A 24983-nucleotide genomic window follows, 5' to 3' on the forward strand; every position below is an offset into this window, starting at 1 on the left:
TCTCGTTCCCGCGCGACTGATGCGAGAACGTTATACGACTGCGGATGTCCGGCGGTTCACGCCCACCGGTCATCCCAGGAGAGTCAGGCCGCGACCTCGCCGAACGCCGCCATCAGAACGGCCGGATCGGGACCTTCCAGGACGGTCGGCTTGGCCAGCCCGTCGAGGACGATGAAGCGCAGCAGGTCCCCGCGCGACTTCTTGTCGACCTTCATGGTCTCCAGCAGCTTGGGCCACTGGTCGCCGCGGTAGGTCAGCGGCAGCCCCACCGAGGCGAGGACCGCCTTGTGCCGGTCGGCCGTCGCGTCGTCGAGGCGGCCCGCGAGCCGGCCGAGCTCGGCGGCGAAGACCATGCCGACCGATACGGCGGCGCCGTGGCGCCACTTGTAGCGCTCGTTCTTCTCGATGGCGTGCGCCAGGGTGTGCCCGTAGTTGAGGATCTCCCGCAGCCCCGACTCCTTGAGGTCGCTGGAGACCACGTCGGCCTTGACCTGGATCGAGCGCACGATGAGCTCGGCCGTGTGCGGGCCGGCGGGCGTACGCGCCGCCTCCGGGTCCGCCTCGACCAGGTCGAGGATCACCGGGTCGGCGATGAAACCGGCCTTGATGATCTCGGCGAGGCCGCTGACGTAGTCGTTGACCGGCAGCGACTCCAGCGCGGCGAGGTCGCACAGGACGCCCGCCGGCGGATGGAAGGCGCCGACGAGGTTCTTGCCCTCGGCGGTGTTGATGCCGGTCTTGCCGCCGACCGCCGCGTCCACCATGGCCAGGATGGTGGTCGGCACGGCGATCCAGCGGACCCCGCGCAGCCAGCTGGCCGCGACGAAGCCCGCGAGGTCGGTGGTGGCTCCGCCGCCGACGCCGACGATGACGTCGCTGCGGGTGAAGCCGGACTGGCCGAGCGCCTTCCAGCAGTACGCCGCGACCTCGGCCGTCTTGGCCTCCTCCGCGTTCGGCACCTGGATGGCGACGGCCTCGTAGCCCTGCTCGGCGAGGTCGTCGCGCAGCGCCTCACCGGTGGAGGCGAGCGCCTCGGGGTGGATCACGGCGACCCGCTGGGCCTTGCTGCCGATCAGGCCGCCCAGCTCGCCGAGCAGCTGGTGCCCGACCAGCACGTCGTACGCGTCGTTCCCGGCGCTCGCGCCGATGTGGATCCGCGTCACCTGGTCTGTCATACGTCCTTCAACTCCAGAGCGTCGAGGACCGCCTGGGCGACCTCTTCGGGGGTGCGGTCGTCGGTGGCCACCACGACTCTCGCGACTTCGGTGTACAGGGGGCGCCGGGCCTCCATCAGCTCGCGCCACTGGCGGCGCGGGTTGACGGCGAGCAGCGGGCGCGCGGCGCCGAGGCCCACGCGCCGTACGGCTTCCTCGACGTCCATCGACAGGTAGGCGACGGGCAGCCCGGCCAGCAGCGCACGCGTCCCCGCGTCGAGGACGGCCCCGCCGCCCAGGGCGAGGACTCCGGTGTGCTCGGCGACGGCGGCCGCGACCGCCTGCCGCTCCAGCTCGCGGAAGTGCGGCTCGCCCTCGTCGACGAAGATGTCGGAGATCTCGCGGCCCTGGGCCGCGACGATGTCCGCATCGGTGTCGCGGTAGGCCGCGCCGAGCCGCGCGGCGAGCAGCTCCCCCACCGTGGACTTGCCGGACCCCATGGGGCCGATCAGGACGACCAGCGGTCCGCCGGTCACCGGATCTGCAGGTTGTCGAGGTACGACTGGACGTTGCGCCGGGTCTCGGGCACCGAGTCCCCGCCGAACTTCTCGACGATCGCGTCGGCCAGCACCAGCGCGACCATGGCCTCGGCGACGATGCCCGCGGCGGGTACGGCGCAGACGTCGGAGCGCTGGTGGTGGGCGACCGCGGCCTCGCCGGTGGCGACGTCCACGGTCGCGAGGGCCTTCGGAACGGTCGCGATGGGCTTCATGGCGGCCCGTACGCGCAGCAGTTCGCCGGTGGTCAGGCCGCCCTCGGTGCCGCCGGAGCGACCGGAGGTGCGCTTGATGCCCTCGGGGGTGGAGACGATCTCGTCGTGCGCCTGCGAGCCGGGCACGCGGGCGAGGTCGAAGCCGTCGCCGACCTCGACGCCCTTGATGGCCTGGATGCCCATGAGCGCGCCGGCGAGGCGCGCGTCGAGGCGGCGGTCCCAGTGGACGTGCGAGCCGAGTCCGACCGGTACCCCGTAGGCGAGGACCTCGACGACGCCGCCGAGGGTGTCGCCGTCCTTGTGGGCCTGGTCGATCTCCGCGACCATCGCCTTCGACGCGTCGGCGTCGAGGCAGCGGACCGGGTCGGCGTCGAGCTTCTCGACGTCCGCGGGGGTCGGGTAGACGCCGTACGGGGCCTTGGCGGCGGCCAGTTCGACCACGTGCGAGACGATCTCGACGCCCGCGACCTCCTTGATGAAGGAGCGGGCGATGGCGCCGAGGGCGACGCGGGCAGCGGTCTCACGGGCGCTGGCGCGCTCCAGGATCGGCCGGGCCTCGTCGAAGCCGTACTTCTGCATGCCGGCGAGGTCGGCGTGGCCGGGCCGCGGCCGGGTCAGCGGTGCGTTGCGGCCGGTGTCCTTCAGCAGCGAGGGGTCGACGGGGTCGGCCGACATGACCGTCTCCCACTTGGGCCACTCGCTGTTGCCGACCATCACGGCGACCGGCGAACCGAGCGACAGACCGTGGCGGACACCGCCGAGGAAGGTCACCTCGTCCTGCTCGAACTTCATCCGGGCACCGCGCCCGTAGCCGAGCCGGCGCCGGGCGAGGTGATCGGCCACCAGCTCGGTGGTGACCGGGACGCCGGCGGGAAGCCCCTCCAGCGTCGCGACCAGTGCCGGTCCGTGCGATTCCCCGGCGGTCAGCCAACGCAACCTGCTCAACGATGCTCCTCATGCTCGCGCCTGGTACAGCGACGGCGCGATCGGGTGCGCGGCCCGGCCCGCCTTACCCGATCCTCCCATGTCCGGGCCGGTGCGCCGCCCCCGGTCCAACTGTCGGACGACGACGCACCCACGCACGGTGACGGGCGGGACTATCCGCTCCCTACATGTGGCGGCCGCGCAGGGCCGCCTCACCGGCGGCCCGCATGGCGGCGAGCGGACCGGGGGTGCGGCCCGTCATCTGCTCGACCTGGAGGACGGCCTGGTGGACCAGGAGGTCCAGGCCGCCGAGGAGGTTCCCGCCGCGCTGCGTCCAGGCAGCCGCGAGCGCGGTGGGCCAGGGGTCGTACAGCACGTCGAACAGGGTGCCCGGGGCCGCGGGCACGGCGGCGGCCAGCTCGTCCGTGGCACCGGCCGGGGTGGTCGCGATCACCAGCGGCGCGGTCAGCGCCCGGGCCGCGTCCGACCAGTCGGCCGTACGGACGGCCACGCCGAGCCGCTCGCCCCACTGGCGCATCTCCGCGGCCCGGGCCGCGGAGCGTACGTACGCGGTGACCTCGCCGGAACAGATCCGCGAGAGCGCGGCGAGGGCCGAGGAGGCGGTGGCGCCCGCGCCGAGGACGGCGGCGGATTCCACCTTCTCCACGCCCCGTTCGCGCAGCGCGGAGATCAGGCCGGGGATGTCGGTGTTGTCGCCGACCCGGCGGCCGTCCCCGGTGAGGACGACGGTGTTGACCGCCTCCACGGAGGCGGCCGTGTCGCTGATGCCGTCGAGCAGCGGGATGACCGCCCGCTTCAGCGGCATCGTCAGGGACAGCCCGGCCCACTCGGGGCCGAGTCCTTCGACGAACTGAGGGAGCGCGGCCTCGTCGATCTCGAAGCGGTCGTAGGACCAGTCGTCGAGGCCGAGCTCCTGGTAAGCGGCGCGGTGCAGCACCGGGGAGAGGGAATGCTCGATGGGCGAACCCAGCACTGCTGCGCGGCGTATCACTGTCCGGTCTTCTTCCGTTCCTCTTCGTACCGCTGGCGGTTGCGGTTGTGCTCGGCGTTGGTCACGGCGAACAGCGTCTCGTTCTCGTTGATCGACACGAAGTAGTACCACGGGCCGGGCTCCGGGTTGAGCGCCGACTTCAGCGCGTCCGGACCCGGGTTGCCGATCGGACCGGCCGGCAGGCCCTTGATCTTGTACGTGTTGTACGGGTCGTCGATCTTGCGGAGCTCGTCGACGGAACCGATGTCGAGGGTGCTCTGGCCCTTCATGTAGTTGACCGTGGAGTCGAAGTCGAGCAGGCCGTAGGTCTCGGTGTTGCCCGGCTTGAGGCGGTTGTAGACGACTCGGGAGATCTTGTCGAAGTCGTGCTGGTACCGGCCCTCGGCCTGGACGAGGCTCGCGACGGTGAGGAGCTGGAGCGGGCTCTGCAGGCCCAGCTTCGCGGCCTGGCCCTTGAGGTCGGCGTTCCCGTAGGCCTGGTTGGACTTGGCCACCATCTCCTTGAGCAGGCTCTGCGGGGTCGCGTCCTTCTTGAGGTCGTACCGCGCCGGGTAGAGGAAGCCCTCCAGCGGATCCTTTATCTTCGGGTTGCTGTTCGCCCAGTCGGGCAGCCCGAGGGTCTTGAACTCCTTGGTGGCGACGTCGCGCGTCGTGCCGTCCTGGAGCTTGAGGCGCTTGTCGATCGCCTCGTAGACCTGGACGTTGCGCCAGCCGGGGATGACGTCGAGGGCGTTGAGGCCGGCGCCGTTCGCCATGAGGTCCACGGCCGCCTTGGCCGACATGTGCTCCTTCATCGCGTACGAGCCGGCCTGGATGGCCCCGCCCTTGGGGTGCGCGTTGGCGGCGGTGACGAAGGCCTGCGCGCTCGCCACGACGCCGTGCGCCTTGAGGATGCGGCCCATCTCGCCGAGGCCGGTGCCCTTGGGGATGTCGATGGAGACGGAGCCGGTGCCCTCGCCCGCGTAGTCCTCGGCGGCGCCGAACTTGGACTTCAGGTAGGTGTAGCCGTAGTAGCCGCCACCGCCGACCACGCCGATGATGACGACGGCCGCGATGAGGCAGGCCATGCCGCTGCGCTTCTTCGGCTGGTCCTTCGAGCGGCCGGAACGGCGGCCGCTGCCGGGGGGCTCGTCGCCGTCGTCGCCTCCGTCGTCGGCCAGGAACGAGGACTCGGCCTCGTCGGCCTCGGGCTCCGTGGCCAGGTGACGCCGGCCCGGGGGCTGCGGCGGCGGGTAGGCCTCGGCCGTGCCGTAGAGGTCGGGGGCCTCGCCGGGATAGTCGGCGACGGGCTGCTGCTGGGCGTACTGGTCGAGGCCCGCGTACTGGCCCTGGCCGGCGTACGGGTCCGGGGCCTGCGGGACGCCCGCGTACTGGCCGTGGCCGGTGTCCCAGCCCTGGTCCCCGTACATCGGCTGCTGGGGGTGCTGCGGGTGCTGGTGCTGCTGAGGGTGCTGGGGCTGCTGCTGCGGGTGATGGGGGTGCTGCTGGTACTGCTGCGGCTGCTGGTACTGGAGCGGCTGCTGCGCGTACTGCTGCTGGTACTGCGGCTCCTGCTGGTACTGCGGCTCCTGCGGATACTGCTGCTGCGGGCCGCCGTAGGGCATGTGCCCCTGCTGGGTCTCGTGCCCGATCCACCCCTGGTCCCCGTACTGCGGGTCCTCAGGGTGCCACGGTTCGGGGCCACGGCCCCGGCCATACTCAGTCATCGATCCCCTAGAGCCGCGAGACGAAGGCCGCGGCTCCGTCTGCCGCGACACCCGGTACCGCCTCTTTGGTGGTGGGCGACGGCTGTTCGAACGCCGTCACTTCGCGCGGAACGTTACCGTATTGCGATCAGACAACCACTTCGACGCACTCGCCAGGCGGATTGCCTGATACCCGTTCGGTCTCAAGCGCGTTCTGGAGGATCACCACCGCGGCCGCCTGGTCGATCACCGACCGGCCCTTCTTCGCGTTCCGCCCCGAGGCCCGCAGCCCCTGGGCCGCGGTGACGGTCGTCATCCGCTCGTCGACCAGACGTACCGTCACCGGCTTGATGCCCTTCGCCAGTTCGTTCGCGAAGGCGCGGACCTTGACCGCGGCCGGCCCCTCCCGCCCGCTGAGCGAGCGGGGCAGGCCGACCACCACTTCGAGGGGCTCGTACTCCTCGACGAGCTGCCGCAGCCGCCGGTGGGCGAAGGGGATGTCCCGTCCCGGAACGGTCTCCACCGGTGTGGCCAACACCCCATCGGGGTCGCACGAGGCGACCCCGATCCGGGCGTCCCCGACATCGATGGCGAGCCGGCGGCCGCGGCGCAGAGTCATCGTCAGGCCGTCTCGACGACGAGGCGCTCGACGGCGCTGATGGCCTCCGGGACGGCACCCGGGTTCTGGCCGCCGCCCTGGGCGACGTCCGGCTTGCCGCCACCGCCGCCGCCGAGGGTCTTGGCGGCCGTACGGACCAGGTCGCCGGCCTTGAGGCCGCGCTCACGGGCGGCCTCGTTGGTGGCGATGACGGTCAGCGGGCGGTCGTTCGCCACGGCGAACAGGGCCACGACGGCCGGGCGGTCGCCCTGGATGCGGCCGCGGACGTCGAGGACCAGCTTGCGCAGGTCGTCGGCGCCCGTGCCGTCCGGCACCTGGCCGACGACGAGGGCGACGCCGTGGATGTCCTGGGCGTTCGCGGCGAGACCGGCGGCGGCCTGGAGGACCTTCTCCGCGCGGAACTTCTCGATCTCCTTCTCGGCGTCCTTCAGCTTGCCGAGCATGGAGGCGATCTTCTCCGGCAGCTCCTCCGGACGGCCCTTGACCAGCTCCTGGAGCTGGGCGACGACCGTGTGCTCCTTGGCGAGGAAGTTGTACGCGTCCACGCCGACCAGGGCCTCGACGCGGCGCACGCCGGAGCCGATGGAGGACTCGCCCAGCAGCTTCACCAGACCCAGCTGGGCGGTGTTGCCGACGTGCGTGCCGCCGCACAGCTCCTTGGAGAAGTCGCCGATGGTGACGACGCGGACCCGCTCGCCGTACTTCTCGCCGAACTCGGCGATGGCGCCCTGCTTCTTCGCCTCGTCGATGCTCATGATCTCGGCCGTGACGTCGAGCTCACGGGAGAGCACGTCGTTGATCTTCTGCTCGACGTCGGTGAGGACCGAGCCGGGGACGGCGTTCGGCGAACCGAAGTCGAAGCGGAAGCGGCCGGGGCTGTTCTCGGAACCGGCCTGGGCGGCCGTCGGGCCGAGGGCGTCGCGCAGCGCCTGGTGGGTCAGGTGCGTGGCCGAGTGGGCGCGGGCGATGGCCCGGCGGCGGTTGATGTCGATGGCGGCGTACGCGGAGGCGCCCACCGTCACCTCGCCGACCTGGACCGAACCCTTGTGCACGGAGACGCCCGGGACCGGCTGCTGCACGTCGCGGACGACGATGACGGCGCCCGAGTCGAGCTTGATGCGGCCCTGGTCGGCGAGCTGGCCGCCGCCCTCGGCGTAGAAGGGGGTGCGGTCGAGGACGACCTCGACGTCGTCGCCCTCGGAGGCGGCGGGCGCGGAGACGCCGTTGACCAGGAGGCCGACGATGGTGGACTCGCCCTGGGTGGTGGCGTAGCCGGTGAACTCGGTGGCGCCGGAGCCGTCGGCGATCTCCCGGTAGGCGGACATGTCCGCGTGGCCGGTCTTCTTGGCCTTGGCGTCGGCCTTGGCGCGGTCGCGCTGCTCCTGCATCAGGCGGCGGAAGCCGGGCTCGTCCACAGAGAGGCCCTGCTCGGCGGCCATCTCCAGGGTGAGGTCGATCGGGAAGCCCCAGGTGTCGTGGAGCAGGAACGCCTTGTCGCCGGAGAGGACCGTGCCGCCGGCGGCCTTGGTCTCGGTCACGGCGGTGTCGAGGATGTTGGTGCCGCCCTTGACGGCCTTGAGGAAGGCGGCCTCTTCGGCGAGCGCGACGGTCTCGATGCGCTTGCGGTCGGTGACGAGCTCCGGGTACTGCTGCCCCATCGTGTTGATCACGACGTCGACGAGGTCCTGGACGACCGGGCCGGTGGCGCCCATGAGGCGCATGTTGCGGATGGCGCGGCGCATGATGCGGCGCAGCACGTAGCCGCGGCCCTCGTTGCCGGGGGTGACGCCGTCGCCGATGAGCATGACGGAGGTGCGGATGTGGTCGGCGACCACGCGCATCGACACGTCGGTGCCCTGGGCGGCGCCGTACTGCACGCCGGTCAGCTCGGTGGCCTTGTCCATGACCACGCGCAGGGTGTCGGTCTCGTACATGTTCTGCACGCCCTGCAGGATCATCGCGAGGCGTTCGAGGCCGAGACCGGTGTCGATGTTCTTCGACGGCAGGTCGCCGAGGATCGGGAAGTCTTCCTTCCCGTCGCCGGCGCCGCGCTCGTACTGCATGAAGACCAGGTTCCAGATCTCCACGTAGCGCTCGTCGTTGACGGCCGGGCCGCCCTCGACGCCGAACTCCGGGCCGCGGTCGTAGTTGATCTCGGAGCACGGACCGCAGGGGCCCGGGACGCCCATGGACCAGAAGTTGTCCTTCTTGCCCAGGCGCTGGATGCGCTCGGCCGGGACGCCGATCTTCTCGCGCCAGATCTGCTCGGCCTCGTCGTCGTCGAGGTAGACGGTGATCCAGAGCTTCTCGGGCTCAAGGCCGTAGCCGCCGTCCGCCACGGAGCTGGTGAGCAGCTCCCAGGCGTACTTGATGGCGCCTTCCTTGAAGTAGTCGCCGAAGGAGAAGTTGCCGCACATCTGGAAGAACGTGCCGTGGCGGGTGGTCTTGCCGACCTCTTCGATGTCCGGCGTACGGACGCACTTCTGCACGCTGGTGGCGCGGGGGGCCGGGGGCTTGGTCTCGCCGAGGAAGTACGGCTTGAACGGGACCATGCCCGCGTTGACCAGCAGCAGAGTCGGGTCGTCCGCGATGAGCGACGCCGAAGGGACAACGGTGTGACCGCGCTCCTCGAAGAAGCTCAGCCAGCGGCGGCGGATTTCAGCCGACTCCATCAGTGGTCCTCATTCCGGTTGTACGTAACCGCCGAGTGGTTCGGTCGGTGGGTGGTCTTGTCGTGCTTGTCGTGCTCGATGGCCCGCAGCCGCCGCGGTCCCGGCAGGGCCGTGACGTTGTCGGGCCGGTCGGGATCGTGGTGCAGTCCCAGTGCGTCGTTCAGCTCGTCCTCGCGCTGCGTCATTCCCGCCTTGACGTCGAGGGCGAAGTCCTTGAGGCGGTGGCCCGCCTCCACGGCCTTGTCGGCGGCCTGGGCGGCGAGGCTCTCCGGCGTCAGCTTCTTCAGCTGCCGGTTGACCTTGGTGGTGGCCCACACGCCGGCGGCTGCGCCTGCGGTGAACCAGAAGGCTCGGCGGAACATCGGAGGTCTCAGCCCTTCTGCTTCCGGCGCCTGGCGGCCGGCACCGTACGGCCGACGATCACGTTACGTCGGGATGTCTTGGGTGGCACCTCGTCCGTACGGCCCAGCGCCTTGCGGACGCCGTAGCCGAAGGCCGCGACCTTGACGAGCGGGCCGCCGAAGGTGGAGGCCACGGTGGAGGACAGGGCCGAGGCGTTGGAGGTGACCTCCTGGACGTCGCTCGCGATGGCGTCGACCCGGTCGAGCTGGGTGCGCGCGGAGCGGACGGTGGTGGAGGCGTCCGCGAGCAGCGGGACGGCCTGTTCGGTCACGTCGGCCACCAGCTTGGTGGTCGCCTTGAGCACCTGGGCCAGCCTCACCAGCACCACGGCGAGGAAGGAGACCAGGATGGCCCAGAAGACGGCCACGAGGATCCCGGCCACCTCTCCACCGGACACGTTGCACCGCTCCCTGCACCTGGAAAATCCACGGAAAAAGTCGTCCTCCGACCCTATCGCGCCGGAGATCCCCGGCCGTACCGGAATTCCGGGTCCGCCCGGCTCGCCTTGTACGCAGCGCATCCGGACCAGTACCCTCCGTGTCCCATGCGACAGAGGACGTACGGCAATCTTCCCTCGGAGCTGGGCGGCTTCGTCGGCCGGGGTGGCGAACTCGCGGAGTTGGGGCGACTGCTGGGGTCCTCGCGGTTGGTCACGGTCACCGGCGCGGGCGGGGTGGGCAAGTCCCGGCTGGCACTCGCCGCGGCCCGTGACGCGCAGGAACGCTACTGCGACGGCGTCTGGCTGGCCGAGCTGTCCGGCGTACGGGATCCGGCGCTGCTGGAGCTCACCCTCGCCGAGGCCCTCGGGCTGACCGACCACACCACCCGGCCGCCTCGGACCGTACTGGCCGAGCACCTGGCCGGGCGGCGGCTGCTGCTGGTCCTCGACGGGTTCGAGCAGCTGGTCGAGGAGACCGCCGAGCTGGTCCGGGAGCTGCTGCTGCGCTCCCCCGGCCTGCGGGTGCTGGCTGCGGGCCGCCGGGCCCTGGCCCTGGACGGGGAGTTCGCCTTCCCGCTGGCCCCGCTGGAGCCGGCCGAGGCCCTGGAGCTGCTGGCCGCGCGCGCCTCGGCGGCCGACCCCGGCTTCGCGGTGACCGACGCGAACCGCGCCGCGCTGGGCGAGCTGTGCGCCCGGCTGGACGGGCTGCCGCTGGCGCTGGAGCTGGCGGCGGGCCGGCTGCGGGCGTTGTCCGCCGCGCAGGTGCTGACCCGGCTGGAGGACCGCTTCGCGCTGCTGACGGGCGGGGCGCGCGGGGTGCTCCCCCGGCACCGGGCGCTGCGTACCGCGATCGGCTGGAGCCACGAGCTGTGCACGGCCGAGGAGCGGCTGCTGTGGGCTCGGCTCTCGGTGTTCGGCGGGCAGTTCGACCTCGACGCCGCCGAGTACGTGTGCGCGGGCCCGGACCTGCCGGTGGAGTCCGTACTGGACCTGGTCGGCGAACTCCTCGCGCAGTCCCTGCTGGTCGGGGAGGAGACCGCGACGGGCATGCGCTACCGGATGCTGGAGACCGTACGGATCTACGGCGCGGGCTGGCTGGAGGCGCTGGGCGACGCGGGGCGGCTGCGGCGCCGGCACCGGGACTGGTACATGGGCCTGGCGACCTGGTGCGAGCTGGACTGGTTCAGCCCCCGGCAGCAGGAGGTGGCCGCGCTGGTGGAGGCGGAACTGCCGAACCTGCGGCTCGCGCTGGAGTGCTGCCTGGACGAGCCGGAGGAGGTCCACCTGGGCCGGTACCTGGCGGGCACCCTGTGGTTCTACTGGGCGGGCTGCGGCCGGCTCACCGAGGGCCGGCACTGGCTGGAGCGCACCCTGGAGGGCGGCCGGGGCCTGGCGGAGCCGGAGTACGAGGGCTCGCGGCTGAAGGCGCTGTGGGTGCTCGGCTACGTGGCGGCCCTGCAGGGGGACGCGGTGGCCTCGATGAGCGCCCTGTACGAGTGCCGGGACGGGGCGGAGCGGAGCGGCAACGCGGTGGCGGCGGCCTACTCCGTGCACCGGCTCGGGTGCCTGGCGCTGATCTCCGACGACATGGCGCGCGCCGCCGAGCTGCTGCGCTCGGCGCTGGACCGGTACCGGGCGGCCGGGGAGCTGAACAGCAACGTGCTGATGTGCCAGGTGGAGCTGGCGATGGCAATGGCCTTCCAGGGGGACCTGCCGGGCGCGCTCGCCCTGAGCGAGGAGGTCCGGGACATCTGCGAGGAGCGCGGGGAGCGCTGGACGAAGGCGTACGCCCTGTACGTCCTCGCCTACGCGGCGCTCGACTCGGGCGCCGTGGCCGAGGCCCGCCGGCTGCTGGCGGAGTGCGTGACCGTGAACCACACGTTCCGGGACCTGGTGGGCCTGGTGCTGGCGGTGGAGCTGCTGGCGCTGGTCAACGTCACGGAGGGCCGTCCGGCGGAGGCCGCGGTGCTCCAGGGCGCGGCGGAGCCGATGTGGGACGGGGTGGGGATGCAGCTGTTCGGCTCGGGCTACTTCAACGCGCCGCGGCTGATGTGCCAGGAGCGGGCGGGCGAGCTGCTGGGCGCCGAGCGGTACGCGTCCTGCGCCCGGCACGGGCGTTCCCTGTCGGTGGACGAGCTGGTGGAACGGGCGGTGCGGGAGCCGGAACCGGTGCCCGCGCCGGCCCCGCTGCCGAGGCCCCGTACGACGCCGGGGCCGACCCCGACAACGACGCCGGGACCCGGGTCCGGGCCTGCCGCGGGGCGCCCGGGAAACAGGAAACCCGCCGGCTCCCCCAAGGGGGAACCGACGGGCTGACCAGCCTGTGAGGCTACGTCCGCGGAAAAATCAGCGGGCGTAGTACTCGACGACGAGCTGCTCGTCGCAGATGACCGGGATTTCCTTGCGGTTCGGGTCGCGGTCCAGGCGGAAGGCCAGGGCCTTCAGGTTGACCTGCAGGTAACGGGGGGTCTCGCCCTCGCCTGCGTAGCCACCCTCACGGGCAACCTGGAACGGAACCTTCTCGCGGCTGCGCTCGCGCACGGTGATGACGTCGTCCGGACGGACACGGAACGACGGCTTGTCGACCTTGTCGCCGTTGACCTCGATGTGGCCGTGAACGACCATCTGGCGGGCCTGGTAGATGGTGCGGGCGATGCCCGAACGCAGAACCAGGGCGTCGAGGCGACGCTCGAGCTCGACGACCAGCGCCTCGCCCGTCTTGCCTTCGGCCTTCTTGGCGCGGTCGTACGCGCGGGCCATCTGACGCTCAGAGATGTCGTACTGAGCGCGCAGACGCTGCTTCTCCAGCAGACGAACCTTGTAGTCCGAGTTCTGCTTGCGGCCACGGCCGTGCTCGCCCGGCGGGTAGGGGCGGGCCTCGAAGTACTTGACGGCCTTCGGGGTCAGCGCAATGCCGAGGGCACGCGACTTCTTGACCTTGGGTCGCTTCTGGTTCACGGGGAACCTACCTCCATGTAAGTTAGGTGAGGCTTACCTTAGCGAGGAGGACGTAATGTCTCGACCACATGGGATCCCCCTGCCCAGTGCGCATCGAAGTTCAGATCCAAACGAAACAGGATCTGCTTTCGACGACGATAGGCAAGGTCAGCCGCGTCCCAGGGAAGGCGTTCGGCAGCTCACCGGAGCCGAACGCGTACGAACCCTCGTAGAGTCCAACGCCTCAGTATCCCTCACGCTGCCGGGTGCTCGTGACCAGGTGCAGTCTCTTGACCAGGGAGAGTTCGGGACAGGGATGCCGGTCGCGCGGACCGTCACCCCGGACGGGGACGTGATTCTCCTGGTGTCAGGGGAATCCGCGGCTGCCAGGGCAGCCGCTCACGCCCAGGACGACGACCTCACCGCCGTGATCGAGATCACGGATGTGGCGCCGGTGTCCGTGCCCCATCGTATCCGAGGCCGCGCATGGCTGGCCGGGTGGCTGACGCCGGTACGCGGCGATGACCGCGCGGCCTGCGCCGCCCTGCTCGCGGAGCGGCACCCGATGGGCGAACTGCTGGGCATGGCCGAGCCCCTCGACGTCCCGTACGGCGATCCGTACGAGGGCCGCCCGGCCTGGACGCTGCTGCGCCTGGAGGTCGGCGAGATCTCGGTGGACGACCTGTGGGGCGCCGAGCACGTGGACCCGGTGGACCTGGCCGCCGCGGATCCGGACCCGATGGTGGCGCACGAGAGCGAGCTGCTCCAGCACCTGCACACGGCCCACGGCGACCGGCTCGACGAGCTGTGCGTCCTGCTCGGCTCTCGGGAGGCCGCCGGCATGACCGCCGTTCCGCTCGCCCTGGACCGCCTCGGGCTGCGCGTGCGCTTCACCGGCGGCCCGGCGGGCTCCTTCGACGCCCGCTTCGACTTCCCGGAGCCGGTGGCGGACATCTGCGGACTGCGCCGCGCGATGCACACCCTCTTCTCCGCGGCCTCGTACTAGGGCCGTACGCCTAGACGGGGCAGGTAGCCAGCATCTGCTGGAGCGCTTCCTTCTCGGGCGGGGTCACCGACAGCCCGTACTTGGCCTTGATCCCGGTGTAGCGCCGCGCGTACTCGCACCAGAACGACTTGAGCGGCGGCTTCCACTTGTCCGCGGTCTTGCTGCTCTTGTCGTAGTTGGTCTGCTTGTCCACGGCGAGCAGGACGTCGAGGTCGTTGGCGTACTCCAGCCGCCGCTGCGGCGTCCAGGCGTACGCGCCACCGCGCCAGGCGGCGCCGAGGGCGACGACGTGGTCGGTCTGGATCTGCGAGGCCCGCCGGTAGTAATAGGGCAGTTCCTTGCCCGTGTACGGATCGTGCAGCACTCCGGAGACCACCACGCAGGGGTTGCGGTCGCCCTCGCGCAGTTCCCTGAGGTCCCGGCGCAGTACGTCGTCCCGGGTGTCGCACCCGTTGCGCCCGCCGACGGCGTCGGTCTCGTCGGACCAGTACCGGCCGAAGCTCTCGCGCTTGTACGTCTCCCAGTTCTTGCCCCACTCGACCTTCAACCCCGCCAGCCGGGCCCCGGCCGTGCGCGCGTCCGGCGGGAACCCGGGCCCGGCGAGCGGCACCTGCGCCACCAGGGCCGCGGCGCTGGCCCGGGCCGTCCCGGCGTCACCGTGATGGCACCCGCCGAGCAGCAGCACGGCCGCGACGGCTCCGGCGCAGGCAGCACGCATTCCCATGCCCGGAGCCTAGGGGGGTCGACACGGCTCCGCGGTCAGGCGCCGCCGCGGAGGCGTTCCCGGACCTTCTCCACCACGTCCGCATAGCGGGCCTCGGCGCCGTACCGCGTCGGCTCGTAGTACCGCTTGCCGTGGATCTCGTCCGGCGCGTACTGCTGCGCGGCGATGGCGCCCGGCACGTCGTGCGGGTACACGTACCCGACCGCGTGCCCCAGCTTCGCCGCGCCCTTGTAGTGCCCGTCCCGCAGGTGCGCCGGCACGGAACCCGCCAGCCCCGCCCGGACGTCGGCCAGCGCCGCGCCGATCGCGGTCGTGGCGGTGTTCGACTTCGGGGCCAGCGCCAGCGCGATGGTGGCGTGCGAAAGGGTCAGGGCGGCCTCCGGGAAGCCGATCATCGCCACCGCCTGCGCCGCCGCCACGGCGATCGGCAGGGCGGTGGGGTCCGCCAGGCCGATGTCCTCGCTCGCCGAGATCATCAGGCGGCGCGCGATGAACCGCGGGTCCTCGCCCGCCTCGATCATCCGCGCGAGGTAGTGCAGCGCGGCGTCCACGTCCGAGCCGCGGATCGACTTGATGAGCGCGCTCGCCACGTCGTAGTGCTGGTCGCCGTCCCGGTCGTACTTGACCGCCGCCCGGTCGACCGCCTCCTCCACCGTCTGGAGGGTGATCTCGTCCTCGCCCTTGGCGATCGCGGATCCGGCGCCCGCCTCCAGCGCCGTCAGCGCCCGCCGCGCGTCGCCGCCGGCGATCCGCAGCAGGTGCGCCTCGGCATCGGCGGGCAGGGTCACGGCCCCGCCCAGCCCCCGCTCCTCCGTCAGCGCCCGGCGCATGAGCGCGCTCAGGTCCCCGTCCGTCAGCGGTTCCAGCGTCAGCAGCAGCGAGCGCGACAGCAGCGGGGAGATGATCGAGAAGTACGGGTTCTCCGTGGTCGCCGCGATCAGCGTCACCCAGCGGTTCTCGACCGCCGGGAGCAGCGAGTCCTGCTGCGCCTTGCTGAAGCGGTGGATCTCGTCGAGGAAGAGGACGGTCTCCTTGCCGTACCCGCCGGCCGCGCGCCGGGCGCCCTCGATGACGGCCCGTACCTCCTTGACGCCGGCGGTGATCGCGGACAGTTCCACGAACCGCTTCTGCGTCGCCTGGCTCACCACATACGCGAGGGTGGTCTTGCCGATGCCCGGCGGACCCCACAGGATCACCGACGAGGCGCCGGCCGGACCCCCGGAGCCCTCGCCCACCAGCCGCCGCAGCGGCGAGCCAGGCTTCAGCAGGTGCTGCTGGCCGACGACCTCGTCGAGGGTGCGCGGGCGCATCCGGACGGCGAGCGGGGAAGTCGAGGGGTCCTTCTCCTGGCGGTCTTCGGCGGCGGCGGTGAAGAGGTCTGGTTCCACACAGGAAGCCTATGCGAGCCCGCCGACAGTCCCGCCCGGGCCGCTCAGGAGGTCCAGAAGTCCCACCAGCGGGTCAGGATCAGCATCCCGATGATCCCGATGTGCAGGACGGGCAGCACCCACGCGAACTCGTCGAAGAAGGCCCGCAGCCAGCCCGGCGCGGGCAGCAGCCCGCCCCGCACGTTGTGCGAGGTCACGTACCAGAACATGACGATGGTGGCGACCCAGGCCAGGCAGCACCACAGGCACAGCGAGTTGATGTTGTACAGCGACTGGTACATCAGCCAGGCGCAGAAGACGACGCCGAAGAGGGTGCCCGCGTTCAGGGTCAGCCAGTACCAGCGGCGGAACCGGGCCCCGGACAGCAGGCTCATGCCGACGCAGATCACGATCCCGTAGGCGACCAGCCCCAGCATCGGGTTCGGGAAACCGAAGGCGGACGCCTGGTCGCTCTTCATGATGTTGCCGCAGGAGACGATCGGGTTCAGGCTGCAGCCCGGCGTGAAGTTCGGGTCCTCCAGCAGCTTGAACTTGTCGATCGTGATCACCCAGGCGGCGAGCAGGCCCGCGGCTCCCGTGATCACGAGCAGCAGGGCCAGGGCCCGGCTGCCGCCGACGGTCCGCGGTGCGGCGGTGTCTGCGTCAGTGCCTCGTGTCGTCATACCGCCCGCTCCACATCTGCAAGGTCAACAAGCAGGGGCCATTGTGCCGTACGGGGCCGACCGCCCACCGTTCGGTGGGGATAAAGGAGGGGGACGAAGGAGGCGGGGCCCGGGGCTCGCGCCCCGGACCCCGCCCCTCGGATCGGCTGCCGTCAGGCCAGGCGGGCCCGGACCGTGGCGACCAGTTCGGCGACGGCCACGGAGGTCTGCTCGCCGGACTCCATGTCCTTGAGCTGGACCACGCCCTCGGCCAGATCGCGGTCGCCCGCGACCACGGCGAACCGGGCCCCGCTGCGGTTCGCGTCCTTCATCGCACCCTTGAGTCCCTTGCCCCCGTACGAGATGTCCGCCGCGACACCGGCTCGCCGCAGCTCCGTCACCAGCCCGAACAGGGTCGGCTTCGCGTCGCCCAGGGCCACCGCGAACACGGACGTGGCCGCCGGGATGTCCAGCGCGACGCCCTCCGCCTCCAGTGCGAGCACCGTGCGGTCCACGCCCAGCGCCCAGCCCACGGAGGGCAGCGCCGGCCCGCCGATCATCTCGGACAGGCCGTCGTAGCGGCCGCCGCCGCCGACCGCCGACTGCGAGCCCAGACCGTCGTGGACGAACTCGAAGGTGGTCCGGGTGTAGTAGTCGAGGCCGCGCACGAGCTTCTCGTCGTCCTCGAAGGCGACGCCGGCCGCCGTCACCAGCGCCCGCACCTCCTCGTGGTATGCCTTGCACGCGTCGCACAGGTAGTCGCGCAGCATGGGTGCGCCGACCAGCTGCTTCTGGACGGACTCCCGCTTGTCGTCGAGCACGCGCAGCGGGTTGATCTCGGCGCGGCGGACGGTGTCCTCGTCCAGGTCCAGCCCGCGCAGGAAGGCCTGGAGGGCCTCCCGGTACACCGGCCGGCACTCCTTGTCGCCCAGCGAGTTCAGCAGGATGCGGAAGTTGCGCAGGCCGAGCGTGCGGTACGCCTGGTCGGCCAGGATGATCAGCTCGGCGTCCAGCGCCGGGTCCTCGGCACCGATGGCCTCGGCCCCGACCTGCGAGAAGTGGCGGTAGCGGCCCGCCTGCGCCCGCTCGTAGCGGTAGTACGAGCCGGAGTACCAGAGCTTGACGGGCAGGCCGCCGAGCTTGTGCAGGTTGCCCTGGAGCGCCGCGCGGAGCACGGAGGCGGTGCCCTCGGGGCGCAGCGCCAGCTGGTCGCCGCCCTTCGTGGTGAGGGTGTACATCTCCTTGCTGACGATGTCGGTGGACTCGCCGACACCGCGGGAGAACAGCTCGACGTTCTCGAAGCCGGGGGTCTCGACGTACCCGTAGCCGGAGTTCTTCAAGGGTGCCGAGATCGCCTCGCGCACCGCCAGGAAGGTGGCGGAGCGGGGCGGCAGCAGGTCGTACGTGCCCTTGGGGGCCTGAAAAGTACTCACGAAACTCTCGTCACATTCCTCGTCGTGGAGCGGGCGCGGCACCACTGGGGTTCGCTCCCAGGCCCGCGGCGACTTCCCGAAGGTACGGGTTGGTCACGCGTTCGCGGCCGATGGTGGTCTGGGGACCGTGGCCGGACAGCACCACGGTCGAGTCGTCGAGCGGCAGGCACACGCGGGCCAGCGACTGGAGGATCTCGGCGTGGGAGCCGCCGGGCAGGTCGGTGCGTCCGATGGAGCCGGCGAAGAGCAGGTCGCCCGAGAAGAAGACCGGCGGGATGTCGGCCAGCTCGGGCATCCGGAAGGTCACCGACCCCTTCGTATGCCCGGGCGCGTGCGCCACCGAGAAGTCCATGCCCGCCAGTTTCAGGGCGGCGCCGTCGGTGAGCTCGCGGACGTCGTCCGGCTCGCCCACGGTCAGCTCTCCCATGAGCGGCATCCCGATGGAGCGCCCGAGGGCCTTCTCCGGGTCGCTCATCATGTAGCGGTCCTCGGGGTGGATCCAGGCCGGTACGTCGTGTGCTCCGCACACCGGGACCACGGAGGCCACATGATCGATGTGGCCGTGGGTGAGGACGACCGCGACGGGCTTGAGCCGATGCTTCTTCAGCGTCTCCTCGACACCCTGGGCGGCCTGGTGGCCCGGGTCGATGATGACGCACTCCTCACCGGCGGCGGGGGCGACCACATAGCAGTTGGTCCCCCAGGCCCCGGCGGGGAACCCGGCAATCAGCACGTTCGTCCTCAATCGTCGTCCGGCGGGAGCATCGGCAGCGGCCCTGGATCGGAATGCTGCTGCTCAGAGCCTACCGGCGCCGCTCATCACACAGCGAACCCATATACGGTACGCCCTAGCCCAGCCCGGACAGCGGTACCAGAGACGCACAAGGAGACGACCCGGTGGTCACGAGCGATCAGCGGCGACGACAGCTCGCCAGGGAAAAGTACGAGCGCCAGCAGAAGCGCCGGGCCGAGGCCCGTCAGAAGACGCGCCGGCGCATGGCCGTGATCGGCGCCGCGGTGGCCGTCGTGGTCGCGACGCTGGTCGGCCTCGTGGTCGGCGGAGTGTTCGACAAGGACAAGAAGGACAAGGCGGCCGACCCGGCCGCGAACCCGTCGGCGCAGCCGACGCCCAAGCAGTCGCCCTCGCCCGCGATGGCGATCGACGACAAGGCGAAGTACACCTTCGCGCTGAAGACCAGCGCGGGCGACGTCAAGTTCGAGATGGACGCGGCGAAGACCCCGCAGACGGTCAACTCGTTCAAGTCGCTCGCCGACAAGAAGTTCTTCGACAACACCAAGTGCCACCGCCTGACCAGCTCCGGCATCTTCGTGCTCCAGTGCGGCGACCCCGAGGGCACCGGCATGGGCGGCCCCGGCTACACCATCGCCGACGAGAACCTCGACTCCCTGGGCAAGCCGAACGACCAGGGACAGGTGGTCTACCCGGCGGGCACCGTGGCGATGGCGAACACCGGCCAGCCCGGCTCGGGCGGCAGCCAGTTCTTCCTCGTCTACAAGGACAGCCCGCTGGCCCCGTCGTACACGCCGTTCGGCAAGATCGACGCGGCCGGCCTGAAGGTCCTCGAAGAGGTCGCCAAGGCCGGCACGGCCGACGGCGGCCAGGACGGGGCCCCCAAGACCCCGGTCACCATCGAGCAGGGCACCGTCACCAAGAACTGACGGACGCCGCGGCCCGCACCGGCCGGCGTCCCGCCCGTACGGCGATATTCCGTCGTGCGGGATGCGGACAGCCGGCCCGGCGGTCGCCTATGTTTGCGTTGTGCAGGGCGGGCGCTGCCCGCCCCAGGAAACTGTGGACGATGCCCAGGGGGGCGAACCCCCTCGGAGGCATCAGGTGGAGGAGGCGCTGTGAGCAGCGACCCGTGGGGCCGAGTCGACGAGACCGGCACCGTGTACGTGCGTACTGCCGATGGCGAGAAGGTCGTCGGTTCGTGGCAGGCCGGCACGCCGGAGGAGGCCCTGGCCTACTTCGAGCGCAAGTACGAGGGCATTGTGGTCGAGATCGGCCTCCTCGAACGACGGGTGCGGACGACCGACCTTTCGGCCAAGGACGCTCAGACGGCGATCGACCACCTGCGCACGCAGGTGGACGAGCACCACGCCGTCGGCGACCTCGACGCCCTGCGCGTCCGGCTGGACAAGCTCGTGACGACCGTCGACTCGCGGCGCGAGGAGCGCAAGGTCCAGAAGGCCAAGCAGACGGACGAGGCCCGTGCGGCCAAGGACGCGCTGGTCGTCGAGGCCGAGCAGCTGGCGCAGAGCGACCAGTGGCGCAGCGCCGGCGAGCGGCTGCGTGCGCTGGTCGACATCTGGAAGGGTCTGCCGCGCCTCGACCGCAAGTCGGACGACGAGCTGTGGCACCGCTTCTCGCACGCCCGCTCCGCCTTCTCCAAGCGCCGCAAGGCGCACTTCGCCTCGCTCGACGCGCAGCGCGAGGACGCGCGCAAGGTGAAGGAGAAGCTGGTCGCGGAGGCCGAGTCGCTGTCGAAGTCGACGGACTGGGGTCCGACGGCGGCCCGCTACCGCGAGCTGATGACGGACTGGAAGGCGGCGGGCCGCGCGCAGCGCGAGTCCGAGGACGACCTGTGGAACCGTTTCCGCGGTGCGCAGGACGTGTTCTTCGCGGCCCGCAGCGAGGTCTTCGCCGAGCGCGACGCGGAGCAGGACGAGAACCTGAAGCTGAAGGAGCAGCTGGCCGACGAGGCCGAGAAGCTCGTCCCGATCACCGACCTGAAGGCGGCCCGCGCCGCCTTCCGCTCCCTCAACGAGCGCTGGGAGGCCATCGGTCACGTACCGCGGGACGCGCGTCCCAAGGTCGAGGGCCGGATGCACTCCGTGGAGCGGGCGATCCAGGAGGCCGAGGAGGGCGAGTGGCGCCGCACCAACCCGGAGGCGCGGGCCCGTGCGGCCGGTCTGACGGGTCAGCTTCAGGCCGCGGTCGACAAGCTGCGCGAGCAGATCGACGCCGCGCGCGCCACGGGCAACAACGCGAAGGCCGACAAGCTGGCCCGCGAGCTTGAGGGCCGCCAGGCGCTGCTGGACCAGGCACTTAAGGGCCTGGAGGAGTTCGGCGGCTGACGCCCCGTGCGCTGAACCGAGTGGGCATCACCGGAGGATCGGGTGATGCCCACTCGATTTGTTACCCGCTTTCAACACAGGCTGCGCACTGGGAGCACCCTGCACCTGTGTACCGTTGTACGGTGCCGCAGGTGGCGGCTGATCGTTCAGGGCGACTACCAGGATTGAATGTGACGCATACCCAAATACGCGCGGGTGTCCCAGACACGCTTTCCGTACCCCCTCCCGTCGTCACCAAACGCGACTCCGGTCTGCGCGGCATGGGACGGAGCCTGCTCGCCAACCTGGAGCGGGCCAAGAAGGCACTGCTGCTCCACATCGCGCTGCGCGCCACCGGACTGCTCACCATGGCGGTCTGGTCGGAGCGCAAGGATGTGCGGCCCCTGGAGATCCTCGGCGGACGCTGGGACGCGGTCTACTACCTGCACATCGCCGAGAGCGGCCTGACCACCCCGATGTCGACGCCGTCGCCCTGCGCGTCCGCCGGGCCAGGCTGCCAGATGGCGTTCTTCCCCGTCTACCCCATGTTGATCCGGTATACGTCGTATGTCACCGGACTGCCCATGAACTGGGTGGCGATGGGGCTCGCGCTCCTCGCCTCGGTCATCGCGGCGTGGGGCATCTTCGCGGTCACGGACAAGATCTACGGCAAGCGCGTCGCGCTCTTCACCTGCGCGCTGTTCGCGATCGTGCCCGCCGCGCTCGTGCAGTCGATGGCGTACACGGAGCCGCTCTTCCTCGCGCTGAGCGCGTGGGCGATGTACGCGGTCCTGTCGCGTGCCTGGCTGACGGCCGGGGTGCTGGCGTTCCTGGCGGGTGCCACGCGGCCGTCGGGCTCGGCGATCGTCGCGGCGGTGGTGCTGACGGCGCTGTTCGAGTACATCCAGTGGCGCCGCAAGAAGCGCAAGAAGCGGCCGCCGGTGGGCCGGATGCTGACGGCCGTCGCGATCGCCCCGCTGGGCTGGTTCGGTTACGTCGGCTACGTCGGCTACCACTTCGGCCGCTGGGACGGGTACTTCGAGCTCCAGCGCCGGTGGGGTTCGGTCTTCGACGGCGGGTGGGACACCGCCCGCAACCTGAAGAAGACCTTCACCGAGGTGCACACCACCCTCAACCACGTGACGGTCTCGCTCACGGTCTGCACGGCCGTGGTCCTGTTCGTCCTGATGACGCGCAGACGCCGGCCCCCGATGGTGGTCTGGATCTACACCGCGATGTGCGTCCTGATCGCCCTGGGCGGCGCTGGCTTCTACTTCTCGAAGATGCGCTTCCTGATGCTGGCCTTCCCGCTGCTCTTCCCCTTCGCGCTGGCCCTCGCCCGGGCCCGCAAGAGCACGGTGATCTGGATCATCGGATCCGCGACGCTCGTGTCCGCCCTGTTCGGCGGCAACCTCAACTTCGTCTGGTGGGGCTGCCCCTGATCCCGCCGGTCGCCACCTGACCTTACGACTGTGGGCGCCACCCCCGAGGGGGTGGCGCCCACAGTCGTATGCGGCTCCGGGGCTACGGCCGGCGGGCCGAGGTCACCCGGTACACGTCGTAGACGCCCTCGACGCCCCGTACGGCCTTCAGGACGTGCCCCAGGTGCTTCGGGTCACCCATCTCGAAGGTGAACCGGGAGGTGGCCACCCGGTCGCGGGAGGTCTGCACGGCGGCCGACAGGATGTTCACGTGCTGGTCCGACAGGACGCGGGTGACGTCCGACAGCAGCCGGGACCGGTCCAGCGCCTCGACCTGGATGGCGACCAGGAAGACGGACGACTGGGTCGGGGCCCACTCGACCTCCAGCATCCGCTCGGGCTGCTGGGAGAGCGAGTCGACGTTCACGCAGTCCGCGCGGTGAACCGATACGCCACTGCCCCGCGTGACGAACCCGATGATCGGGTCGCCGGGCACCGGCGTGCAGCAGCGGGCCAGCTTGACCCATACGTCGTCGACGCCCTTGACGACCACGCCCGGGTCGGCGTTGTTGCGGCGCTTGCTGCGGCCGCGGACCGGCGGGATGCTCTCCTCGATGTCCTCGTTGGCCGCTTCCTCGCCGCCGAGTGCCTGCACCAGCTTCTGTACGACGCCCTGCGCGGCCACGTGGCCCTCGCCGATCGCCGCGTAGAGCGAGGAGATGTCCGGGTAGCGCATCTCGTGCGCCAGGGTGACGAGCGAGTCGCCGGTCAGGATGCGCTGGATCGGCAGGTTCTGCTTGCGCATGGCCCGCGCGATGGCGTCCTTGCCGTGCTCGATGGCCTCGTCGCGGCGCTCCTTGGAGAACCAGGCGCGGATCTTGTTGCGGGCCCGCGGGGACTTGACGAAGCCCAGCCAGTCGCGGGAGGGCCCGGCGCCCTCGGCCTTGGAGGTGAAGACCTCGACCAGGTCGCCGTTGTCGAGGGTCGATTCGAGCGGTACGAGCCGCCCGTTGACCCGCGCCCCTATGGTGCGGTGGCCGACCTCGGTGTGGACGGCGTACGCGAAGTCGACGGGGGTGGCCCCGGCCGGCAGCGCTATGACGTCGCCCTTGGGGGTGAAGACGAAGACCTCGTTCTGGGAGAGGTCGAAGCGCAGCGAGTCGAGGAACTCGCCCGGGTCCTCGGTCTCCTTCTGCCAGTCGAGCAACTGGCGCAGCCAGGCCATGTCGTTGACCGTGTCCTGGCCCGCGCTGCCCTTGGCGGCCTGCGGGACGTCGGTGCGGACCTTGGAGGCGCCGGCGACGGTCTGCTGCTTGTACTTCCAGTGCGCGGCGATGCCGTACTCGGCGCGGCGGTGCATGTCGAAGGTGCGGATCTGGAGTTCGACCGGCTTGCCGCTGGGTCCGATGACCGTCGTGTGGAGCGACTGGTACATGTTGAACTTGGGCATCGCGATGTAGTCCTTGAACCGGCCGGGGACCGGATTCCACCGCGCGTGCACCGTGCCGAGGGCCGCGTAGCAGTCCCGTACGGTGTCGACGAGGACTCGGATGCCCACCAGGTCGTAGATCTCCGCGAAGTCGCGGCCGCGGACGATCATCTTCTGGTAGACGCTGTAGTAGTGCTTGGGCCGGCCGGTGACGGTGGCCTTGATGCGGGCGGCTCTGAGGTCGGTCTGCACCTCGTCCGTGACGACGGCGAGGTACTCGTCCCGCTTGGGGGCGCGCTCGGCCACCAGCCGGACGATCTCGTCGTACATCTTGGGGTAGAGGATCGCGAAGGCGAGGTCCTCCAGCTCCCACTTGATGGTGTTCATGCCCAGGCGGTGCGCCAGCGGGGCGTAGATCTCAAGCGTCTCGCGGGCCTTCTTCTCCTGCTTCTCCCGCTTGAGGTAGCGCATGGTGCGCATGTTGTGCAGGCGGTCGGCGAGCTTGATGACCAGGACCCTGGGGTCCTTGGCCATGGCGACGACCATCTTGCGGACGGTCTCGGCCTGGGCGGCCTCGCCGAACTTGACCCGGTCGAGCTTGGTGACGCCGTCGACGAGCAGGGCGACCGCGTCGCCGAAGTCGCGTCGCAGGTCCTCCAGCCCGTACTCGGTGTCCTCGACGGTGTCGTGCAGCAGACCGGCCATCAGAGTGGCGGGGTCCATGCCCAGCTCGGCGAGGATCGTGGTCACCGCGAGCGGATGGGTGATGTACGGGTCGCCGCTCTTGCGCTTCTGACCGCGGTGCCAGCGCTCCGCGACCTGGTACGCCTGCTCGATCTGGCGCAGGGTCGCCGTCTCGATCTTCGGGTCGTTGCTGCGGACTATACGGAGCAGGGGTTCCAGTACCGGGTTGTACGGGTTCGAACGCTGCGCACCGAGGCGGGCGAGCCGGGCGCGCACCCGGTTGGAGGACCCGGCCGACTTCGCGGTCACGGGCTTGACCGGCGGAGCCGGCGGGGGCGTGGCGGCGGCCGCCGCGGCCTGCTCGGCCTGCGGGTCGGGCTGCGCGGCGGAGATTGGCTGGACCTCGTCTGGCAAGAGCGCTCCTCAAGAGGATCCGGTGCCCCGGTCAGGTCCGGATATCCAATGGTAGCGAGGGTTCCGTCACCCCGTTCCCCGCCGCCCACCCGCCGAGACGCCGCAGGAACGCCCGCCGTACGCGCGAGCGGCGGGCACCCGGGAGGTCC

General features: G+C 70.9%; 21 protein-coding genes. 5 read left to right on the forward strand and 16 right to left on the reverse strand.

Translation table 11 applies throughout. The features are described from left to right. Positions 1-83: 83 nt before the first annotated feature. From aroB to ACZ7GJ_RS16910, 9 genes are all read right to left on the reverse strand, one after another. Positions 84-1175, reverse strand: a complete 1092-nt coding sequence (gene aroB / locus ACZ7GJ_RS16870) for a 3-dehydroquinate synthase (RefSeq protein ID WP_470752360.1) — start codon at positions 1173-1175, stop codon at positions 84-86. Then, positions 1172-1690 carry a shikimate kinase gene (locus tag ACZ7GJ_RS16875; protein ID WP_470752362.1) on the reverse strand — a complete coding sequence of 173 codons (519 nt, stop codon included), beginning with the start codon at positions 1688-1690 and terminating at the stop codon, positions 1172-1174. Before ACZ7GJ_RS16875 ends, aroB begins: the two co-directional genes overlap by 4 nt. Next, positions 1687-2871 carry a chorismate synthase gene (gene aroC, locus ACZ7GJ_RS16880; protein WP_470752365.1) on the reverse strand — a complete coding sequence of 395 codons (1185 nt, stop codon included), beginning with the start codon at positions 2869-2871 and terminating at the stop codon, positions 1687-1689. Before aroC ends, ACZ7GJ_RS16875 begins: the two co-directional genes overlap by 4 nt. A gap of 163 nt (positions 2872-3034) precedes the next feature. Continuing rightward, entirely contained in the window at positions 3035-3862 is an 828-nt protein-coding gene (locus ACZ7GJ_RS16885; RefSeq protein ID WP_470752367.1) for a shikimate dehydrogenase, read from the reverse strand. After that, positions 3859-5568 carry an endolytic transglycosylase MltG gene (gene mltG / locus ACZ7GJ_RS16890; RefSeq protein ID WP_470752369.1) on the reverse strand — a complete coding sequence of 570 codons (1710 nt, stop codon included), beginning with the start codon at positions 5566-5568 and terminating at the stop codon, positions 3859-3861. Before mltG ends, ACZ7GJ_RS16885 begins: the two co-directional genes overlap by 4 nt. 127 nt (positions 5569-5695) lie before the next feature. Next, entirely contained in the window at positions 5696-6166 is a 471-nt protein-coding gene (gene ruvX / locus ACZ7GJ_RS16895) for a Holliday junction resolvase RuvX (RefSeq protein WP_215018880.1), read from the reverse strand. 2 nt (positions 6167-6168) lie between these two features. Further along, on the reverse strand, positions 6169-8838 hold the full coding sequence (alaS, locus tag ACZ7GJ_RS16900) for an alanine--tRNA ligase (protein WP_470752372.1): 2670 nt from the start codon (positions 8836-8838) through the stop codon (positions 6169-6171). Next, positions 8838-9200, reverse strand: coding sequence for a DUF6167 family protein (locus tag ACZ7GJ_RS16905; protein ID WP_365918263.1), 363 nt, complete (start codon positions 9198-9200; stop codon positions 8838-8840). Before ACZ7GJ_RS16905 ends, alaS begins: the two co-directional genes overlap by 1 nt. A gap of 8 nt (positions 9201-9208) precedes the next feature. Then, positions 9209-9637 carry a DUF948 domain-containing protein gene (locus tag ACZ7GJ_RS16910; protein WP_470752375.1) on the reverse strand — a complete coding sequence of 143 codons (429 nt, stop codon included), beginning with the start codon at positions 9635-9637 and terminating at the stop codon, positions 9209-9211. Positions 9638-9784: 147 nt separating this feature from the next. Here ACZ7GJ_RS16910 and ACZ7GJ_RS16915 point away from each other — a divergent pair, with 147 nt between their 5' ends. Further along, positions 9785-11995, forward strand: a complete 2211-nt coding sequence (locus tag ACZ7GJ_RS16915) for an ATP-binding protein (protein ID WP_470752377.1) — start codon at positions 9785-9787, stop codon at positions 11993-11995. 30 nt (positions 11996-12025) lie between these two features. On the opposite strand, the gene rpsD is transcribed toward ACZ7GJ_RS16915, so the two are convergent. After that, on the reverse strand, positions 12026-12637 hold the full coding sequence (gene rpsD / locus ACZ7GJ_RS16920) for a 30S ribosomal protein S4 (protein WP_008740451.1): 612 nt from the start codon (positions 12635-12637) through the stop codon (positions 12026-12028). Positions 12638-12932: 295 nt separating this feature from the next. Here rpsD and ACZ7GJ_RS16925 point away from each other — a divergent pair, with 295 nt between their 5' ends. Further along, positions 12933-13622, forward strand: coding sequence for a DUF2470 domain-containing protein (locus ACZ7GJ_RS16925; protein ID WP_470752379.1), 690 nt, complete (start codon positions 12933-12935; stop codon positions 13620-13622). Positions 13623-13632: 10 nt separating this feature from the next. On the opposite strand, the gene ACZ7GJ_RS16930 is transcribed toward ACZ7GJ_RS16925, so the two are convergent. The 5 genes from ACZ7GJ_RS16930 to ACZ7GJ_RS16950 form a co-directional block, all read right to left on the reverse strand. After that, complete coding sequence (locus ACZ7GJ_RS16930) at positions 13633-14346, reverse strand: HNH endonuclease family protein (RefSeq protein ID WP_470752381.1); 714 nt, start codon at positions 14344-14346, stop codon at positions 13633-13635. A gap of 35 nt (positions 14347-14381) precedes the next feature. Then, on the reverse strand, positions 14382-15734 hold the full coding sequence (locus ACZ7GJ_RS16935) for a replication-associated recombination protein A (RefSeq protein WP_470752384.1): 1353 nt from the start codon (positions 15732-15734) through the stop codon (positions 14382-14384). A 44-nt stretch (positions 15735-15778) separates the two neighbouring features. Next, a complete protein-coding gene (locus tag ACZ7GJ_RS16940) occupies positions 15779-16396 on the reverse strand; it encodes a vitamin K epoxide reductase family protein (protein ID WP_470752385.1) in 618 nt (205 codons plus the stop codon). A 152-nt stretch (positions 16397-16548) separates the two neighbouring features. Then, complete coding sequence (hisS, locus tag ACZ7GJ_RS16945) at positions 16549-17808, reverse strand: histidine--tRNA ligase (RefSeq protein ID WP_470752386.1); 1260 nt, start codon at positions 17806-17808, stop codon at positions 16549-16551. 10 nt (positions 17809-17818) lie between these two features. Further along, positions 17819-18541, reverse strand: a complete 723-nt coding sequence (locus tag ACZ7GJ_RS16950) for an MBL fold metallo-hydrolase (protein ID WP_365918248.1) — start codon at positions 18539-18541, stop codon at positions 17819-17821. A 164-nt stretch (positions 18542-18705) separates the two neighbouring features. On the opposite strand from ACZ7GJ_RS16950, the gene ACZ7GJ_RS16955 reads away from it, so the two are divergent. The 3 genes from ACZ7GJ_RS16955 (at position 18706) to ACZ7GJ_RS16965 (ending at position 22328) form a co-directional block, all read left to right on the forward strand. Further along, on the forward strand, positions 18706-19488 hold the full coding sequence (locus tag ACZ7GJ_RS16955) for a peptidylprolyl isomerase (protein ID WP_470752387.1): 783 nt from the start codon (positions 18706-18708) through the stop codon (positions 19486-19488). 189 nt (positions 19489-19677) lie between these two features. Continuing rightward, a complete protein-coding gene (locus ACZ7GJ_RS16960; protein WP_470752389.1) occupies positions 19678-20907 on the forward strand; it encodes a DUF349 domain-containing protein in 1230 nt (409 codons plus the stop codon). A 260-nt stretch (positions 20908-21167) separates the two neighbouring features. Continuing rightward, complete coding sequence (locus tag ACZ7GJ_RS16965) at positions 21168-22328, forward strand: glycosyltransferase family 39 protein (RefSeq protein WP_470752391.1); 1161 nt, start codon at positions 21168-21170, stop codon at positions 22326-22328. 82 nt (positions 22329-22410) lie between these two features. Here the strand turns inward: ACZ7GJ_RS16965 and ACZ7GJ_RS16970 are convergent, their stop codons facing one another. After that, positions 22411-24834 (reverse strand): RelA/SpoT family protein, encoded by a 2424-nt coding sequence (locus ACZ7GJ_RS16970; RefSeq protein ID WP_470752393.1) that lies wholly within the window; start codon positions 24832-24834, stop codon positions 22411-22413. Between the last annotated feature and the right edge of the window lie 149 nt (positions 24835-24983).

This window comes from Streptomyces sp. NPDC037242, from assembly GCF_055604165.1.